The organism is Candidatus Njordibacter sp. Uisw_039 (assembly GCF_047730075.1).
In the GTDB taxonomy this organism is placed as follows: domain Bacteria; phylum Pseudomonadota; class Gammaproteobacteria; order Pseudomonadales; family Balneatricaceae; genus Njordibacter.
On sequence record NZ_CP159831.1, the window covers coordinates 739,976 to 758,580 of the forward strand.

Consider the following 18,605-nt stretch of genomic DNA (forward strand, 5'->3'; position numbering starts at 1 on the left):
ATGACAAATAACAGTTTGCTGATCGTGCTAGGCAATCAGCTATTTCCTCTAGAAAACATTAAGGCCGCTGAGACTGATTGTATTTTCATGGCAGAAGATTTAGGGCTATGCACTTATGAGAAGCATCATAAGTTAAAAATACTGATGTTTTTATCTGCAATGCGTGAAAAACGAGATGAGTTTCAAGCGCATGGCTTTACTGTCGAGTATGTTGCAATTGACCACCCTAAGTTTGACCAACCCTATGAGGAAAAACTAGCAGCCTGTATTTTAGAACTCGAAATCACATCCCTGACCGTCTTTGAAATAGAAGACAAAGAGTTTGAAGCAAGAATGCAAACCTTTGCTGCAGAGCAAAATCTATCGCTAACCGTTTTGCCTTCGCCCATGTTTTTGTTGGAGCGAGAAGAGTTTGTGGCCTTGAATGAGAAATTTAAGGCGTTACGCATGGGCAACTTCTATAAAGAGGTGCGTAAAAAGCTAAACGTGCTGATGGATGAGGATCAAAAGCCTTTGGGTGGCCAGTGGTCCTTTGATGAAGATAACCGCAAGAAGATTCCTAAAGGCCTTCCTTTGCCTGAGCTATATAAGCCTCAGAAGTCAAAATATATCGAACAATTAAAACTTACAATAGAGGTTAAGTTCCCTCATCACCCAGGCCAAATGAATGATGTATGGATGCCCCTTACTCGGCAAGACGCGCTGGAGAACATTGATTACTTTTTAAAGGTTAAATTTGAACAATTTGGTATCTATGAAGATGCAATTTTGCACAATAATACCTTCATGTTTCACAGTGCCATTAGCCCTTCTTTAAATATGGGTTTAATCACACCCAATGACATTATTGGCAAGGTTTTAGCCTATACCGAGGAAAATCATGTGTCGTTAAATTCTGTTGAGGGGTTTTTACGACAGATTATTGGCTGGCGTGAGTTTATAAGAGGAGTATATCAACATCATGGTGAAACCCAACTCCAGAGTAACTTCTTTAACTTTTCTGGGTCGCTAAATAGCAGCTGGTATTCAGGTCAGACCGGCATACCACCTTTGGATGATGCGATAAATTTCTCTGATCGCTTTGGTTATACCCACCACATTAACCGGCTGATGGTCATTTCTAACCTAATGACTTTGTGTGAAGTGCATCCAGCAAACGTCTACCGTTGGTTTATGGAAATGTATATAGATTCTTCAGAGTGGGTCATGACGCCTAATGTGTTTGGTATGGGCACCTTTGCAGACGGTGGTATTTTTGCCACCAAGCCTTATATTTGTGGCTCTAACTACATTCTGAAAATGAGTGATTATAAGAAAGGTGATTGGTGCAACACGGTGGATGGTCTCTATTGGCGGTTTGTTAGCCGGCATATGGGGGTATTGAAAAGCAATCCGCGTTTGTCTTTTATGCGTAGCACCTTAGAAAATATGAATAAGGAGCGTAAAGTGTTAATTTTTGCCTGTGCGGAGGACTTTATTGCAACCCACTGTTCTTATTAGCTGGTAGTGAGGCACTCTGCAGGCCTGCTAGGGCATTGCCGATGACCTTACTCCAATGTCGTAGTTTCATCTTGCGTTAAGTCGGTTATTATTAACGTTTAATTTTTGCACTGATCGAGTATGAGTCCATGAGCTACGCTGCTTCGTATAAACAGGCCCTCACGCAGCCTGTATTGTTTTGGCAACAGCAGGCTGAGCGCTTGTCTTGGTTTAAAACGCCAACTCAGGGGGTAGATACTAGCGAATCGCCTACAGGGCGCTGGTTTAGTGACGGTGAAATGAATACCTGTTATATGGCGCTCGATCACCATGTGGCTAATGGTCGTGGTGATCAGGTGGCTATTTATTATGATTCCCCCGTTACTGGCAGCAAGTCTAGCCTCACCTATACTCAACTGTTACAACAAGTGGCCCTGTTTGCTGGTGCTCTAAGAAATCAAGGTGTGGCTAAAGGTGATCGAGTAGTGATCTATATGCCTATGGTGATGGAAGCAGCCATTGCCATGTTAGCCTGTGCCCGCCTAGGCGCAGTTCACTCTGTGGTATTTGGCGGTTTTGCTGCGGCTGAACTTGCGGTGCGTATTGATGACGCACAACCTACAGCTATTATTAGCGCTTCTTGTGGTATTGAAGTAACTAAAGTGATTGACTACAAGCCTTTGTTAGACGAGGCCTTGGACTTAGCGCAACATCAAGTACAAAGTGTGGTGGTATTGCAGAGACCACAGTTACACGCGCAATTGCAAGCTGGTCGTGATCATGACTGGCTGCAGTTGATGGGCCAAGCCCAAGCAGTGGAGGCGGTGTCGGTAAAAGCCACAGACCCCCTGTATATTCTTTACACATCAGGTACCACGGGTAAACCTAAAGGCATTGTGCGGGACAATGGTGGCCATGCTGTGGCCCTCAATTACAGTATGAAGGCCATCTACGATATGGATGCCGGTGATGTCTTTTGGGCTGCGTCCGATGTGGGTTGGGTGGTAGGTCATTCCTATATTGTTTACGCACCTCTCCTTGCTGGCTGCACAACTATTTTATACGAAGGTAAACCGGTTATGACGCCAGATGCTGGGGCCTTCTGGCGGGTGGTAGAAGAGTACAAGGTAAAAGCTATTTTCTCGGCACCTACAGCGTTTCGGGCCATTAAAAAAGAAGACCCCTCTGGCGAACTGTTGAAAAAATATGACATTAGCAGTTTAGAAACTGTATTTATGGCAGGGGAGCGGTTAGACCCACCCACCTACGATTGGGCTATAGAGACCATAGGCAGGCCAGTGGTTGATCATTGGTGGCAAACAGAAACTGGTTGGTCTATCTGTGCTAATCCGTTGGGGTTGGATAACTTACCCGCCAAAGCGGGTTCATCTACTGTAGCGATTGCTGGTTACGATTTACGTATTTTATCCGATGTAGGCGAGGCTTTAGGTGCTAATAAAAAAGGCAACATAGTGCTTAAACTACCGTTGCCACCGGGCTGTTTAATGGGTATTTGGGGAGATGATAGTCGTCTTCATGAGTCCTATTTAAAAGAGTTTCCAGGCTATTATAGTTCTGGTGATGGAGGTTACCGTGATGACGATGACTATGTGTTTATTATGGGACGTACTGATGACGTTATCAATATTGCCGGCCACAGGTTATCCACCGGTGAAATGGAAGAGGTGGTAGGTGCCCATGACATGGTGGCCGAGTGTGCTGTGGTGGGGGTGCAGGATGAGCTAAAAGGCCAGTTGCCCATGGCTCTGGTGTTGCTTAAAGCCGGTGCAGAAATTAATGAAACCCAGTTGGGTAAAGACATTTCGGCAATGTTGCGTAAAACCATTGGCCCTATTGCGGTGTTAAAAAGCGCACACATTCTGTCACGGTTGCCAAAAACCAGATCAGGTAAAATCCTCCGTAAGGTTATTCGGAACATCGCCAATGGTGATGACTACGTGGTGCCCTCTACCATCGATGATCCTGCAAGTTTGGATGAAATCCGCAAGCTGGTTATTAATAATTAGTTTGGGCTAGTGCAATGCTGATCAACCAGCTCCTGTAGTATGTTCTCGAAGTATGCGAAGTTATGGGTTTGCATGTCGGTAACTTTCCCAGCGTCGTCCAGTAAACGCACTTGAATAATTTCTTTTAGGTGGGGGTTGGTTTCGAACTCTGTGACTTCTTCTGCATCCATGGGCCCACCCTGAAGTTTTAATGAGTGCACCGAGGCGTCACTAAGTTGTGAGAAATACTCCTCGCGGGTAGCACAAAGGTAGCGTTTGGCCGACACGTGATGACGTACACATTGGGTGACCTTTTCTGGGAAGAATGGAGCCAGCACTTTGGCACCAAAAACCTCATGTTTTCGGTCTTGGGTGTCTGCCATCGAAAATGTACCAAAGTCACTGGTGAAATGACCAATGTCGTGCAAAAGGGCAGCAGCAATCACTTCCTTTGAATGTCCTTGGTGGTTTGCGGCGGAAGCGCCTTGCAGCATATGCTGCCCTATGGTCACAGGTTCACCCAGGTATTCTTGGGCCCCTCTATGTCCAAAGATGTCACTTAAGTGAGCGACAATATTATCTGACGTCAAATTCTTAAAGCGACTCTTCATAGTATTTCTCCTCAACGGCTAAGGCATTATCTTGGGTATTGTTAAGCACAGCTAAACGAGAAAGCAAGCCGTCCATATCGGCATAACAGCCTTGCAACCAACGTGTGCCAGCACCCGAAAATGCCTTACGAGCGTGCAATACACGCGTATTATCGATCACAAAACAATCACCAGGATTAAGTCTAAAGCCTACTTCTGAGGCTGGGTCATCAATGATTTCACCCAAGCGGCGGTAGGCCGCATAATAGTCTGCCATATGCTCAAAGGGAATGTCGGTGAAGGGCGCAGCAGAGCGGTTGTTAAAACGTATGCCTTGTAATTGCCCGTCCGCTGCGATTTCAATCATGGGGCGTTTAGATTGCAAACAAACGTCATCTTCGCCAGCATACTCAAAACGCGCGCAATAACAACTTAGTAAATCAAAGCCGTGCGGGCTTTCTTGTTGAAGTTGGGTTGCGGCCTTAAATCCATCAACCAATACATTGTCGCCACCCGGCGCCGAACTTTCTAGGCAGTAGAGCACTTGGATGGTAGGCACAGGGTCGCGGTAAGGATTGTCTGTGTGGGCCTGCAAGGCCAAGCCGGTATAGGCAAGATTGGTGGGTTTTTCTTCTACCCGTACCTCAAAGATACGCCCATAGTTGGTCTCCCGTAGGTGGCCAAACAAGTCCACCACTTGAGTTAACGCACCGGCTTGCACAGGGCCTCCGTTGAGCTTGGCAAAACCAAAACGGGCGATATCGCTGAGCCATGCCTGCAGTGCCTTGGGAGATGCCGCAATAGAATCAAAGTTGGCCTGGGGTAAGTTGGACATTATACTACTGTCCCACAAAACTTGAGTGGGTTTGTGCCAACCCTTAACCGTATTAACAGGCTTGTCATAGGCATGGGTCATCAGCCAGTCTAAGGGGTACTGTATGGTTTTATTTTCTGGCATGAAGGTGATTTGCACACAGTCGTGGTTTAGTTGAGCATGACTTACATGGGTGCTGGCATTAATGTCTCGCAGGCTAATAAGGCGCTGGCCATTACCTGTGCTGCGGCTGTCTTTGTCTAATGCATTATCCCTTAGCCAAATGGCATGAAAACGAGTGGTGTTGTCGGCAATAGTTAGGCTAATGACTTGGCCCTTTGGGCCGATAGTGACACTGTTCATGTAAGGTCCACTATTGATTTTAATAAAGGCAGTTTATGCTAGATTTTACATAAGGTATATTTATTTAAGTAGAGTTTAGGGTGTGGTTTCAACCCCTTTTCCGTTAGCTCAACCCTCGGTTGTGGCTGAGTATTCAGCCATACAGCCTAAGTTGCGCTTAATACCTGCGGCCTAACCAATGGCTAAGGGTTGCCCCCATGTCAAAGTAGGCAGTCTTTAGGCCAATGTAGCTTTCTGGTTTGGGTTCTGTAATGGCTATTGGCAGGTGATCTTCATTGCCAGTCATAGCCCAGGTCGCTGCCGCTTTGCCGAATGTTGTGCCGGGGCCAATACCGCGGCCACTATAGCCGTATAAACGAATACCATTGTTCCCAAGCCGAGTTATTTTTGGCAAATGATCTGTGGTCATAGCAATACGGCCACTCCACATGTATTCAAACTCATACTCAGTAATATGTGGGAACAGGGCCTTGAGTTGGCGATGGGCCCAATTAATGTGTGTGTGCTTGGCTTTACCATCTAGGGAACCTACGCCACCGATGATCAAACGCCCACTTTCATCTACCCTAAAAGATGACATCACCTGATTTGTATCCCAGCACCCTTCGCCATTGGGCAAGATTATTTTTCTTTGTTGAGCCGTGAGTGGACGGGTGGCAAATTGGGCATAATGAACACTGGTGAAGGCTGTGTTGGGTGTTGATAGTGTGTCATAGGCGTTGGTGGCGTGAATCAATTTATTGGCAGTAACGCTGCCATCAGCTGTGGTAACTAACCAATGCTGGCCATTATGGTGGTATGTAAGGGCTGGCGACTGGGTATGTATAACAGCACCAGCATTGGTGGCGGCGTGGGCTAGGCCTAAGGCGTAATTTAGAGGCTGCAATGTGCCCGCTCTGGGATCTAACAAGGCGCCTAAAAATTGGTTTGAACCGGTGCGCTGCTCGGTGTTGCTAGCCCCTAATAATGTCACAGGTGCATTGCGTTTCACTTGTTGCGCAAGGCGTTGCTTTAGTTGGCGCAACCCAGCGCTATTAGTGGCACAGTGTAAGGTGCCATGGCGCAGTGGGTGGCATTCAATCTGGTGTTGCTGGATGAGAGAAAACACTAGGTCTGGTGCAGCAGCTAAAGCATGGTTAAGTTTAATTCCTGCTACTTGCCCTAGTATGGTTTCTACTTCATCAGGTGGTGTCCATAAACCTGCATTAACCAAGCCTACATTTCTACCAGACCCTCCATGCCCTACGGTGCAGGCCTCTAATACATGCACCGACATGCCTTGCTGGGCTGTGTGCAGTGCAGCAGAAAGGCCGCTATAGCCGCCACCTATAATGACAACATCACTGTGTAGATTACCTTTGAGTGGTGAGCTTACAAAGGTATCGTTGGCTTTGGCTCGCCAGAGGTTATGGTTCGTTATCGGCATTTTGTATCAAAATTTCCCTACAGTTAAGGCTCAGGACCTAAGCATGATTTTTATGATGCTATCGAACCTTTTACCGTAGGGTGGATACATCATAGACAAAGAAGGGAAGCGAGCTTGCTTAAAAATTGGCCTAAGTTTGCTCATAGCCATAAAACCTTCTGCGCCATGGTATTGCCCCATGCCACTTTCGCCTACGCCACCAAACGGCATGTCCTGCTGACCTACATGAAGTGTGGTCTCATTAAGACACACCCCTCCAGATCTTGTTTTGTTAATGACCTTTGCTTGCATGGCCTTGTCATCACTGAATAGATACAGGGCCAGTGGCCTATCTTGGCCATTAATATAGTCCAACACTTCGTCTATATGTTGGTAGGTCATAATGGGTAATATTGGGCCAAATATTTCTTCCTGCATCACTCTCATAGCACCCGTAACACCTGTTAACAAGGTGGGAGGGAACTTTCGAGTCACATTATTGGCAACACTGTTAGGCACTAGTGCAGTGGCTGTTGCACCTTGATCAGTCGCATCTGCAAGGGTGCTTTTAAGACGCCTGTAGGCTTGGTCATTGATAATGGAGGTGTAATCTGCGTGCTCGATGTCTGGGTAGCGGCTACCTACAATGGCTTTGGCTGCAGTAATAAACAAGTCTACCTTGCCTTCTGGGACAAACAGGTAGTCCGGTGCCACACAGGTTTGGCCTGCGTTTATGCACTTTGAAAAAAGTAGCCGTTCTGCAGCTTTAGTCATTGAGTAATCGGGCGCAATAATAGTAGGGGACTTGCCACCCAATTCTAAGGTCACTGGGGTTAGGTTGTCTGCGGCGGCGCGCATCACCTGGCGGCCGCTAGCTCCAGAACCGGTGAATATGAGATGGTCAAAGGCTAGGGCAGAAAATTCTGAGCCTATAGCATCAGGCACAATTGTCAGCATGTCTTCTGAAAACTGTTCAGCAAATAAGCCTTGCAATAACTGGCTTAGGTGGCTTGAATTAGCGGCCATTTTAATCATGCAACGGTTACCTGCAGCAAGGGCACCAATGAGCGGGCTGATACATAAAAATAACGGGTAGTTCCATGGCACTACAATACCTACCACCCCTAAGGGTTGTGGAACCACTGTGTTGCGGGCGCCCAAAAGCCACATGGATACCGAACGTTTTTGTGGGCGCATCCACTTCTTTAAACGTTTACGAGTGTACTTGATGCCATCTATACACAAAAATAGCTCTGCTAACCGTGTTTCTTGGTGAGCGCGGTTACCAAAGTCATTAGAAATGGCCTTGGCAATGGCGCTTTCGTTAGTTCTTAGGATACCCAAGAGTTTGTTTAGGGTTTCTAACCTTTGCCCTAAGCTGGGTATGCCTTGGTTATAGTAGGCCTTTCGTTGTGCGTCTAATACCTTGTCTAAATGTTGCTTGCTCATAGGGGTTTGGTGGTTGGAAGTGGCCATGGCCTAACTGATCCGCGTGGATTTGGTTGAATATGTATTAATGATAAGGCTAAGCCTCCTGTGCATGCAATCATTTGGTAAAAAAGCTGCGGCAAGGGTTTGCCATGTAGACTTTTTTTATGTAAAAAATAGTTATAAAACAATGTATTAATACTTTTGGCACGCTCTGTGCTTATGTGTTGGCATAAGGCAATAATTTAAGAGGCCAATATGGATAAGATGATATTCACCATGCTTAACAGCATGAAGAACGTACAGACTAAACAAACCAACAATGCCCACGAAATAGCTAACGTGGTAACACCTGGTTTTAAGAAGTCCTACAGCGAACAAACTAAATCCATGGATGTGCACATACCTGGCGTTCATAATTCCCGGGCTATGCCAATCTCCAAGGCCACTAACGTGGTAGATATGAACCCCGGTGCTTTAATGATTACTGGCCGACCTTTGGATATCTATATTCAAGGTGACGGCGCCCTTGTTGTACAGGGGCCTGAGGGGCAGGATTTTTATACTCGCCGCGGTGATCTGTCTGTTTCCGCTGGTGGCACGTTAGTTAATGGCACAGGGAAATTGGTGTTAGGAGACGATGGCCCAATTACTATCCCTCAAGGTTCCAATATATCAATCGCCAGTGATGGCACGATTACTATGATACCCGCAGGTGCCACCCAAGAAGTGGAGGTCGGGCGTCTTAAGTTAGTGGATACAACAGACCAAGACATGTTGATTCGTGAAGATGGTACGTATCAATTGGCGGAAGGCGAATTGCCAGTCAGTGCCGAGATAAAGGTCACGGCTAAAGCGCTAGAAGGTAGTAACGTTAATGTAGTGGATTCAATGGTGAGGATGATTACCCTGTCGCGCCAATATGAAATGGCTGTAAATATGATCAAAAATGCCCGTGAAGTAGATGCCGCTAGTGCTACTACCATGCGCTTAACTTAATTAATAAATAGGAGACTCCTATGGATTCCTCATTATGGGTTGCTAAAACAGGCCTAGATGCGCAACAGCGTCGTATGACTGTTGTTGCCAACAACTTGGCCAACGTAAACACCACAGGTTTTAAACGTGACCGTGCGGTGTTTGAAGATTTACTTTATCAAACAATACGCCAACCTGGCGCGCAGATTGACCAAAATTCCAATTCGCCTACGGGCTTAGTACTAGGTACAGGTACTCGTGTTGTGGCGACGGAAAAAATTCACAGTCAAGGCAACATGATTCAGACAGACAATGCCCTTGATCTTGCCATTGATGGCAGTGGATTTTTACAATTAATGCGCTCGGATGGCGTTATTGGCTATACCAGAGATGGTTCCTTAAAGCTGGATAATCTAGGCCAGTTAGTTACCGCTAGTGGCAACCTGCTGCAGCCAGCAGTCACCATACCTGCTAATGCTCGCTCAATCACCATCGGTAAAGACGGCACTGTAAGTGTACAAACATTTGATCAGGATGTTTCTACGGTGGTGGGTAATATCCAGATCGCTAACTTCATCAACCCAGCTGGCCTTCAGGCCATGGGCGGTAACAATTATGTAGCAACTGCTGCTAGTGGTGAGGCGCAAGTGCTCACTCCTTCGCTAGAAGGTGCTGGCTCACTCATTCAGGGCTCACTGGAAGCGTCAAATGTTAACGTTGTGGAATCTATGGTGAACATGATTGAAACCCAGCGTGCTTATGAGGTGAACTCTAAAGCCATTGCGGCGGCAGACGGCATGTTGCGCTTTATTAACAACAACCTTTAACCACGCGTAATTAAACCGCGTCATTACATATAGGTGAAACACATGGCTAAGTTAAAGCTCACAAACAAACAGACACCCAAAGTGGGCGCATTGATCCTCACTTGTCTATTGCTCAGTGCATGCGCCAGTAAGCCCATGCCGATTAAAACCAGTGATTTCTCACCGGTGTTACCACCAGTGCCCATTGAAAAAACGGTAGCCGATGGCTCTGTTTACTCTGGCGGTATTAACGATGGTTTATTCGGCGATCGGAAGGCCTATCGCGTAGGTGACATCATTACCATTATACTGCGCGAAAAAACCATGTCTGAAAAAAGTGCTAGTAATGTAACCTCACGTACAGCCAACAATAATGTGATACCCACTATCTTAAAAGGAGATGCAACCCTTTCCACTGCCATGGCTGCTAGTACTATCGATAACACCGGTAAAGGCAGCACCTCACAATCTAATACCCTGGGTGGTGATATTTCGGCCACCGTTGTGCGGGCGCTCACCAACGGCAACTTGATCATCCGTGGTGAAAAGATGATTACCCTTAATGATGGCAACGAATATATTCAGATTTCCGGCATGATCCGTTCAGAAGATGTGCAGCCAGACAACACCGTATTATCTAAGCGCATTGCCAACGCAGAAATTAGCTACAGTGGCGACGGCGACTATGTGGACGCTACTAAGGCGGGTTGGGGCACGAAGTTGTTCTATAAGATTTGGCCTTTCTAAGTCCTAAGGTTATAGAAGCCCGTAACTCCATCTTAGTAAACGCTTCACTCTTGGCTTTGCCACAGAGTGAAGCGAAACTCCCTCCCCATGCTTGTGAACGATTCACTCTTGTCATTGTGACCTGTAAAGCAATCCTCCCTCCCAATCCTTGTAAACTCTGTGAAGTAATCCAAAAATAATTCATAAAAACCCTAAAGTTCCTCATGAGTCCGCCGATAGTTAATCCAAAGGCTATTCCAACCCGGCCTTGATCGAGCGATTTCCAGCTCGGAGATCGTATAGAAATAGGGTCGGTTTATTTACTTTAGGAGTACTTATCATGAGCATGGTAATCGGAACAAACGTAGCATCTTTAACAGCACAACGTCATTTGGCATCTTCACGCGCTGACATGGAAACTTCCATGGAGCGTTTATCTTCTGGTAAGCGCATCAACTCAGCCATGGACGATGCAGCTGGTTTGGCAATTGCCAATAAATTGGAGTCTAAAGTGACAGGCCTTAATCAAGCCGTAAGAAATGCCAACGATGGTATATCGCTCGTCCAAACAGCTGAAGGCGCTCTAGAAGAAGTGAGTGACATTCTTAATCGAATGAAAGAGCTGGCAGTACAGGCGTCTAACGGCACTTATGCGGCGACAGATTTAACTGCAATGAATACCGAGTTTGTGGCTCTTGCAACTGAAATTACGCGTATTTCTGAAGACACTGACTTTAATGCAATTCTCGTAACTGGCGCTACTAGTACAATTACCTTTCATATTGGTGACGGAGCCTCAGATACATCTACTGTTGTGTTGCAGGATATGGCCGCTGACGCTATTGGTGGTGGCGCAACAACGACGGATCATTTGGCTGTGAAAGCCATTACTGCAGCTTATGTCATTGATACTACTGCAGAGGTATCAACCCAGACTTTGGCAGCCGCCGCGACAGCTGGTGATACCCTTAGGTTAACAGTTGGAGGTACGGAATATACTCAAGCGTTCTCAGGAACTGCGGCTAACACTATGGCCCTTTTTTCGGCGAAAGTAGCAGCGGATGATGAAATCGCTTCAGTTACTTCTAGTGCTACAGTTTTGACTATAACTGGTGCTTCTACCTCTTCAGGTGCTGTGACTGCGAATATTCTTACCGTAACAACTGACGCTGCCACCAAGTTAGATGCCTCGCGTGTGACTACCGTTGCACTTGCAAACGCTTCTGTCACCAGTGTGGATAATGCGCTTGCAACTGTAGATGCTTACCGTTCAGTTCTCGGTGCAGCATCTAATACGCTGGGTCATACTGTGAATAACTTGATGAATGTCTCAGAAAATCAGTCCGCTGCGCAGTCTCGGATTGAAGATGCTGACTACGCAGTAGAGTCTGCAAACCTTGCTAAGGCGCAAGTTTTGCAGCAAGCAGGTACAGCAATGTTAGCCCAGGCTAATGCTTCTGGCCAAAGTGTGTTGTCGCTACTTAAGTAATGCGTTAACCTTATAGGTAGGTGGTGGGTTCACCCATCACTTGCCAAGAAATAAAACTTGTTAACGGGAGGGTATCATGGCAATTGAAGCAGTTGTAACCAGTTTGCAAATACCCCCACAAGCGGTTGGTAATAACGCTGGTCATAAACAGCCAGTAGCTAAGGCAGAAGTTGTGCAAAAGCTTCAACCTAACCCAGTGCCAAAGACTCCCAAAATTGTTATTAATCGAGAGCCGATTATTTCAAATACGGAACTTGAGGCTAAAATTGTAGAGTTAAACGAAGCCATGGTTTCGCGTAATCAAGCCGTTTTATTTAGCACGGATGCAGCAACGGGTAAGGATGTAGTTCGGGTTAGTAATAAAAATACTGGTGAACTAATAAGGCAAATGCCTAGTGTAGAAGCACTAAAAGCTATGCAAAATATCGATCAAATGATGGGACTGATATTTAATAAAAAAACTTAACCAAACCTAAGATAAGTTTGGAAAATTAAAAACAGTGTCCCTAATCGGGCGCTGTTTTTTTTGCTTTCGAACTTATTGATCAAGAGAAACTAATAAAAGTGGCACAATTTTTGCTACAAGTTATGCAGTAATAGAAAATTTTATAAAACGGCAAATACTTGCCACTTATGTCCTTGTTGAGAGGGGGTAAGTGAGAGGAGGGATTATGGCCACTGATTATTTACAAGCGATGGGTGTAGGTGCAGGTTTCGATACTAAAAAAATCGTTACTGCCCTAGTTGAAGCAGATAAAGCCACTAAGCAGTCATCCATTAATCGTCGGACTGCCGATGTCGATGCCCAAGTTTCGGGCATGGCTGAGCTTAAATCTTCCCTACAAACGTTGCGGACAGCCTTCACAAAGGTGGATGACAAAGTTGATTTTAACTTCTCATCGTTAAATAATTCGGCGCCTGCCGTTATATCGGCCAACTTCGATTCTGGCGCGGCACTGCCTGGTACCTATAAAGTTAGCGTGAGCCAATTGGCACAAAATGATGTGTACCAGTCTGGCAGTGTTTCAGAGACGCTAGAGGCAGACACTTATACACTCAGTGCTGCTGTCGCTAGCGGAGGTAGTGCATCATTTACCTATGGAGGCACTGTTTACACCCAAGCCTTTGACACGGACGCAGCAACGACAATGAGCGGGCTTGTAGCAGCCATAAATGCCGGCACAGCTGGGTCAACGGTGACTGCGGCTGCCACTAGTAGTACAATTTTCACTATCACTAAAGACGCTGGAAGTGATACTCAGATGACCAAAGGCACCATTGGTGGCACCACTGATGGCTCTGTTGATCTTACCATTTCAACAGCAGACACGACCGCTGGTGTGGGCGCTGTGACAGTCGATCAGAACGGATCATCAGCAGCAACGGTGGTTATACAGGTGGGTTCAGGTGCGGCCGAAACTGTTACTCTTGTGGCGGGATCGACATCTTTGACTGACCTAGTTACTGGTATAAATGCTCTCACTGCTGAAGTGTCAGCGCGCCTCGTAGAGACTAGTAATGGTACTTACCGTGTTATTGTTGAAGGCCCACAAGGGGGCAGTAATGCGCTAACGATTACTGACTCTGTGTTTGGTTTACAAACCACAAACGTGCTGGAAGTGGACACCTATACACTGGGTGCTGCAGTCGCTAGCGGAGGAAGTGCGCAGTTTACTTACGGAGGTACTACTTACACACAGGACTATTCTTCGAGCGCATCAAATACAATTGTTCTGCTTGCGGCAAAGGTAAATGCTGCATCTGGGATCACAGTTGCTGCGGTTTCTGGCAGTGGCGTGGCTTTCACTATCACCAGTGACGTTGCAAGCGATACTCAGATGACCAAAGGCACCATTGGTGGCACCACTGACGGCTCTGTTGATCTTACTATTTCAACTGCAGACACGACCGCTGGTTCCGACGGTAATAAAATACAAGCTGCGCAAAATGCCACAGTTAGTGTCAATGGGTTGTCTGTTTCTAGCGCAAGTAACCAGGTAGACGGCGTGGTATCGGGGATTAAGCTAAACCTAATGGCTGTGACTAGTGCTGATGTTGTCCTGTCGGTGAGTCGAGATACCGGTGTAGCTAAGGCTGCGATTAAAGACCTAGTAACGGCCTATAATAGTTTCGAAAGTGTCATTAAAGGCCTGACCGCGAGTGGCTCAGCGACGACAGAAGAAGGGGGCTTAAAGTCTGATGCCTCTATCAACAGTCTTAAAACTAAGGTGCGTAGCTTTTTAACATCAGACAGTTCGACACCAGGTAATACTAAGGTAAGTATGTCGGACATCGGCGTGTCAATAAATCGAAGTGGCACCTTTGTAGTTGACGATACCGTCTTATCTGCGGCACTGACCAGTTACTATAGTGATATCACTATGATGTTTAGTGCCAACACCGACAGCATGACCAGCTATGGTGTGGCCAGCCGCGGTATTGCTGGTGACCTTGTCACGCAGATCGATGCTTATCTGGCCTTTGATGGCCTTGTTAAGCTACGGGAAAAAGGTTATTCCAGTAAAGCTGCGTCGTTGTTAACTGAACAGGTAGCTTTAGACAAAAAAATGGTTTCAATCGAGACACGGTACACCAAACAATTTAGCACCATGAGTAAAATCATGGACGAAATGAAGTCGACGCAAGAGTACCTTAAATCATCCCTGGATAATTTACCATTTACTTCAAATAATGATTAATTAGTTAATGTTACGGTCCTTGTATTAAAATTAAACAATAATGTTTTGGCCTCCTTATTAAAGGATGATAATGAATAATGTTTAAACGATCACCTCTAGAGCAGTATGGCCGTGCAAAGCATGATGCGCAGGCAGAGTTTGCATCTGTGCATGGAAAAACGCTCATGTTATTTGATGGTGCAATCGAATTTATGGGTGTGGCCCAACAGGCGATAGTTCGCTCCGACTATGAACTCAAAGGTAAGATGATTAGTAAGGCCATAGCGGTCGTTAATGGTCTAAAAGATTGTTTAGATTTTAGACAGGGTGAGCTGCCAAATAATCTGCGAGACCTATACGAGTACATTGTGGACCAACTATTTCAAGCCAACCGGGCCTCTGATCGGGAAGCTATTGAAAATGTTCGGTTGTTATTGAAAACCATAAGAGAAAGCTGGGCGCAGATTCCCCCCAATAAGCACCAAGTGAGTTCGGTTAAATCTTTTAAAAATAATACCTAAAGCGCTAAGGAAAATGTGATTCCTGACGATATATATATTGTAAGCCTATATATCAAAGGAACACTAAGATGAACGCTATCGCGGCCTTGGCCCAATACGGACAAATAAAGAACGAGACTCAAACCACGTATGCCTCACCGCATCAATTGGTACTGATGTTATTTGATGGGGCTATTGAGGCCATGAGTATGACCATTGGTGCTATTCAGCAAAAAAATATTGAACTACGGGGTAAGCAAAACACGCGCTCAATCGCCATTATCAATGGCATGCGCGATTTGTTGGATATGAATTCCGATAGTGAGCTGGCAGACAACTTGTATTCATTGTATCAATACATGGCGCAAGAATTGTTTCGGGCTGGGTTCAAAAATGACGCTGAGACTATTCAAGGTATTCAAACTATGTTGAAAGATATTCGTGAGTCTTGGGAAAAAATTCCTTTGGATATGCACTATATGCAAAAGGTTAACTAGCCACTGATACACTTGGTTACAAAGTAATTAAGTGTTTTACTTGCACTGAATTGAATATGTCGGTATTTTGACGGTTCCAGTTTGTAGAGCTTGATCTATGTCAATTACCGATTCTTTATTGTTGGGCAACTCAGCACCTATGCAGCAGGTTAAACTGCTCATTCAACAGGTTGCGCAGTCGAACGCTTCTGTACTTATACTGGGTGAATCTGGCACCGGTAAGGAACTTGTCGCTAAGGCATTACACCAAGAATCTAGCCGCTGTGAACACTCGTACGTGCCTGTTAACTGTGGCGCTATTCCTTCAGAACTGCTTGAAAGTGAATTATTTGGCCATGAAAAAGGTGCGTTTTCTGGTGCCTCTAGCGCTAAAAAAGGGCGCTTTGAACTAGCCGATAAGGGCACTTTGCTGCTAGATGAAATCGGTGAGATGCCCCTCAATATGCAGGTTAAGCTGCTGCGGGTATTACAAGAACAGGTTATTGACCGGGTAGGCAGCGAGAAACCACGGGCCATTGACGTGCGTATCGTTGCAGCCACGCATCAAAATTTATCTGATAAAGTCGCTGCACGTGACTTTCGTGAAGACCTCTATTACCGGCTTAATGTCTTTCCTATTCAAATGCCCCCCTTACGCGAGCGTGGCGAAGACATCTTATTACTGTGGGATTTTTTTGCAAAAGGCCTTTGTTTTGAAGGTGATGCTCCTGTCTCTCTTTCTGTTGCAGCGGCTCACGAGCTTATGCAGCGCCAATGGAAGGGCAATTGTCGTGAGTTGCGCAATCTAGTAGAGCGCATGAGTATCTTGTACCCAGGCAGCGAAATTACCTTGCAAAATCTCCAGCCCGGCGCTCCTATGCTGGTATCAGAAATGATGGCAGTGGAGGGTCAGGCCGAATTAGCTTTGCACCCCCAGGCAGCTGCAAGCACACCTATGGCTTCAGCGGTGGCTGTTCCTCCAAGCTTATTTGATCCCCTAATAGTTGATGACGAGCCTGTTAACACTCAAGAATTAGCGGACGTATTGGTGTCTTGCATAGACATTAGTCAAGGGTGTGACCTTAAACAGCAGTTAATTGCGGTGGAAACCCAGCTTATCCAAAAAGCGCTCGATGCAACGTTAGGTAATGTAAGTAAGGCCTCGGAACTGCTAAGTGTCAGGCGTACGACATTGATCGAAAAAATCAAGAAGTACCAGCTACAAGAAGCCAGTTAATGTTGACGTAATGTCGTCGATCTTCTTGTAAAAGCGCTCATTTTATTAACAAAAAACCTTTTAAAACAACATTTTAAGTTATGTTGGTGTTTGTGGCATCAAAATTGCATTTAAGTTTGTGAATAGTTTTTATGCCCTTTGGCAAACCACAAACGGAATCAATGATGGCCAACACTAACGCAACAGTCGCATTACTAGATAGCCAGGATACTGGCCTAGATATGCTTGCCGAAATGGCGAGTAGTGCCGGCATGGTAGCGTTGCCAGCCCACGACTTAAGCGAATTGGCAGTTTTGTTGATCCGTAGCCAGATTGATTTGTTGGTCATCAATGCCACCAGCTTACAAATACCCTTGGCCTCCGTCTTTAAACAATTAGCTGCCTCACTGCACCGTGCTAGTGTGCTGGTGTTGGTTGAAGCTAACGATGTCGCCACGGCCGTGGAAGCGATGGCCTTAGGCGCCAAGAACGTACTCACTCTCCCCATTGAACCCGGCCGCTTTAAGCGCTATTTGGGCCAGCTCTTAGCCAGCCAACCAGATGGTTTTATCTGCCGAGACATTCGTAGCCAACAGCTGTTAGCGCTGTCTGAGCGGGTTGCACAAACCGATGTCACTGTTCTTATTGGCGGTGAGTCTGGTGCGGGCAAAGAAGTATTAGCTAAGCATATTCACCAAGCATCACCTAGATTTAAAGGTGAGTTTGTGGCGGTTAACTGCGCATCGATTCCAGAAACTATGCTGGAAGATATGCTTTTTGGCCACGAGAAGGGTTCCTTTACGGGGGCTCATCAGCGTTATTTAGGTTTGTTTGAACAGGCGCAGGGTGGCACTTTATTTTTGGACGAAGTGGGCGAACTGCCATTTTCTTTACAGGCCAAGTTGCTGCGAGTAGTGCAAGAAAAGGAACTTAAGCGCTTGGGTGGCACAGAAGTCATTAAGCTAGACGCGCGTATTATCGCCGCTACCAACCGCAATTTACAAAAAGAAGTCGTAGAGAAGCGTTTTAGAGAAGACCTTTATTACCGTTTAAACGTATTCCCTCTTAAGTTATTACCCCTTAAAGAACGGGCCGAAGATATTTTACCCATTGCTCAATTCTTGTTGCAACGTCACCGTGGCACTATGGGCGCAATGGCGGTTAATGCTCAGTTCGATAAAGCGGTATTGGAGTTTTTACAATCTTACTCTTGGCCTGGCAACGTGCGAGAGCTAGAAAACGTGGTTCAGCGTGCCTTGGTGCTAGCAGTGGGGGGCTCTATTGGGCTGGAACATTTGCTAGTGGATGGTGGGCTGGATGACTTTATGGAGCAAATCCCAAACCTTGGCCTCGTGCAAAACCGTAGCTCGATGCCACAAGCCTTGGAACAAACAGAAGAGCTAGAGAACCACCAAGTATATCAAGCAACTGGTACGGATGGTGGCTTCGTTGGGCAAGACCTACAAAATCGTGGTTTGTCTGAAGTGGCGCGAGACAGTGAACAAAAGATGATTATTAATACCTTGGATCGCCTGAATGGCAGCCGCAAAGACGCCGCTCTTGAATTGGGTGTTAGCCCACGAACTTTACGTTATAAGCTAGCCAAGATGAAAGATCTTGGTATGGCCATCCCTAGCTAAAGAGAAATAAC

Annotated in this window: 16 protein-coding genes; 12 read left to right on the forward strand and 4 right to left on the reverse strand. The window is 46.0% G+C overall.

The annotated features are described in order from the left end of the window. Together ABXT70_RS03540 and ABXT70_RS03545 are read left to right on the forward strand one after the other, a co-directional pair. Complete coding sequence (locus ABXT70_RS03540) at positions 1–1,500, forward strand: cryptochrome/photolyase family protein (RefSeq protein WP_443641800.1); 1,500 nt, start codon at positions 1–3, stop codon at positions 1,498–1,500. 128 nt (positions 1,501–1,628) lie between these two features. Further along, positions 1,629–3,506: an acetate--CoA ligase gene (locus ABXT70_RS03545; RefSeq protein WP_443641801.1), complete on the forward strand. Its 1,878-nt coding sequence runs from the start codon at positions 1,629–1,631 to the stop codon at positions 3,504–3,506. Here the strand turns inward: ABXT70_RS03545 and tmpB are convergent. The 4 genes from tmpB to ABXT70_RS03565 all read right to left on the reverse strand — a co-directional run bounded on the left by tmpB (position 3,503) and on the right by ABXT70_RS03565 (position 8,133). Then, positions 3,503–4,096, reverse strand: coding sequence for a (R)-1-hydroxy-2-trimethylaminoethylphosphonate oxygenase (tmpB, locus tag ABXT70_RS03550; protein WP_443641802.1), 594 nt, complete (start codon positions 4,094–4,096; stop codon positions 3,503–3,505). The two genes, ABXT70_RS03545 and tmpB, sit on opposite strands and share 4 nt — an antisense overlap. Next, complete coding sequence (tmpA, locus tag ABXT70_RS03555) at positions 4,080–5,252, reverse strand: 2-trimethylaminoethylphosphonate dioxygenase (RefSeq protein ID WP_443641803.1); 1,173 nt, start codon at positions 5,250–5,252, stop codon at positions 4,080–4,082. The genes tmpB and tmpA overlap by 17 nt, the downstream gene beginning before the upstream one ends. 157 nt (positions 5,253–5,409) lie before the next feature. After that, positions 5,410–6,678 carry an NAD(P)/FAD-dependent oxidoreductase gene (locus ABXT70_RS03560; RefSeq protein WP_443641804.1) on the reverse strand — a complete coding sequence of 423 codons (1,269 nt, stop codon included), beginning with the start codon at positions 6,676–6,678 and terminating at the stop codon, positions 5,410–5,412. A 30-nt stretch (positions 6,679–6,708) separates the two neighbouring features. Next, a complete protein-coding gene (locus ABXT70_RS03565; protein WP_443641805.1) occupies positions 6,709–8,133 on the reverse strand; it encodes a coniferyl aldehyde dehydrogenase in 1,425 nt (474 codons plus the stop codon). 210 nt (positions 8,134–8,343) lie between these two features. Here ABXT70_RS03565 and ABXT70_RS03570 point away from each other — a divergent pair, with 210 nt between their 5' ends. The 10 genes from ABXT70_RS03570 to ABXT70_RS03615 all read left to right on the forward strand — a co-directional run bounded on the left by ABXT70_RS03570 (position 8,344) and on the right by ABXT70_RS03615 (position 18,594). Beyond that, positions 8,344–9,084: a flagellar basal body rod protein FlgF gene (locus tag ABXT70_RS03570; protein ID WP_443641806.1), complete on the forward strand. Its 741-nt coding sequence runs from the start codon at positions 8,344–8,346 to the stop codon at positions 9,082–9,084. 20 nt (positions 9,085–9,104) lie between these two features. Next, the gene (gene flgG / locus ABXT70_RS03575) at positions 9,105–9,890 is read left to right on the forward strand and encodes a flagellar basal-body rod protein FlgG (protein ID WP_443641807.1); all 786 of its coding nucleotides are present in this window, start codon (positions 9,105–9,107) and stop codon (positions 9,888–9,890) included. Between the two features lie 42 nt (positions 9,891–9,932). Beyond that, positions 9,933–10,616, forward strand: a complete 684-nt coding sequence (locus ABXT70_RS03580; protein ID WP_443641808.1) for a flagellar basal body L-ring protein FlgH — start codon at positions 9,933–9,935, stop codon at positions 10,614–10,616. A gap of 319 nt (positions 10,617–10,935) precedes the next feature. After that, positions 10,936–12,084: a flagellin N-terminal helical domain-containing protein gene (locus ABXT70_RS03585; RefSeq protein ID WP_443641809.1), complete on the forward strand. Its 1,149-nt coding sequence runs from the start codon at positions 10,936–10,938 to the stop codon at positions 12,082–12,084. A gap of 76 nt (positions 12,085–12,160) precedes the next feature. Continuing rightward, positions 12,161–12,550: a flagellar protein FlaG gene (locus tag ABXT70_RS03590; RefSeq protein ID WP_443641810.1), complete on the forward strand. Its 390-nt coding sequence runs from the start codon at positions 12,161–12,163 to the stop codon at positions 12,548–12,550. 205 nt (positions 12,551–12,755) lie between these two features. Continuing rightward, a complete protein-coding gene (gene fliD, locus ABXT70_RS03595; RefSeq protein WP_443641811.1) occupies positions 12,756–14,783 on the forward strand; it encodes a flagellar filament capping protein FliD in 2,028 nt (675 codons plus the stop codon). A gap of 77 nt (positions 14,784–14,860) precedes the next feature. Continuing rightward, positions 14,861–15,283 carry a flagellar export chaperone FliS gene (fliS, locus tag ABXT70_RS03600; protein WP_443641812.1) on the forward strand — a complete coding sequence of 141 codons (423 nt, stop codon included), beginning with the start codon at positions 14,861–14,863 and terminating at the stop codon, positions 15,281–15,283. Between the two features lie 68 nt (positions 15,284–15,351). Further along, entirely contained in the window at positions 15,352–15,759 is a 408-nt protein-coding gene (fliS, locus tag ABXT70_RS03605; RefSeq protein WP_443641813.1) for a flagellar export chaperone FliS, read from the forward strand. Positions 15,760–15,856: 97 nt separating this feature from the next. Continuing rightward, a complete protein-coding gene (locus tag ABXT70_RS03610; protein WP_443641814.1) occupies positions 15,857–16,975 on the forward strand; it encodes a sigma-54 interaction domain-containing protein in 1,119 nt (372 codons plus the stop codon). Positions 16,976–17,106: 131 nt separating this feature from the next. Beyond that, positions 17,107–18,594: a sigma 54-interacting transcriptional regulator gene (locus ABXT70_RS03615; RefSeq protein ID WP_443641815.1), complete on the forward strand. Its 1,488-nt coding sequence runs from the start codon at positions 17,107–17,109 to the stop codon at positions 18,592–18,594. Positions 18,595–18,605 lie beyond the last annotated feature (11 nt).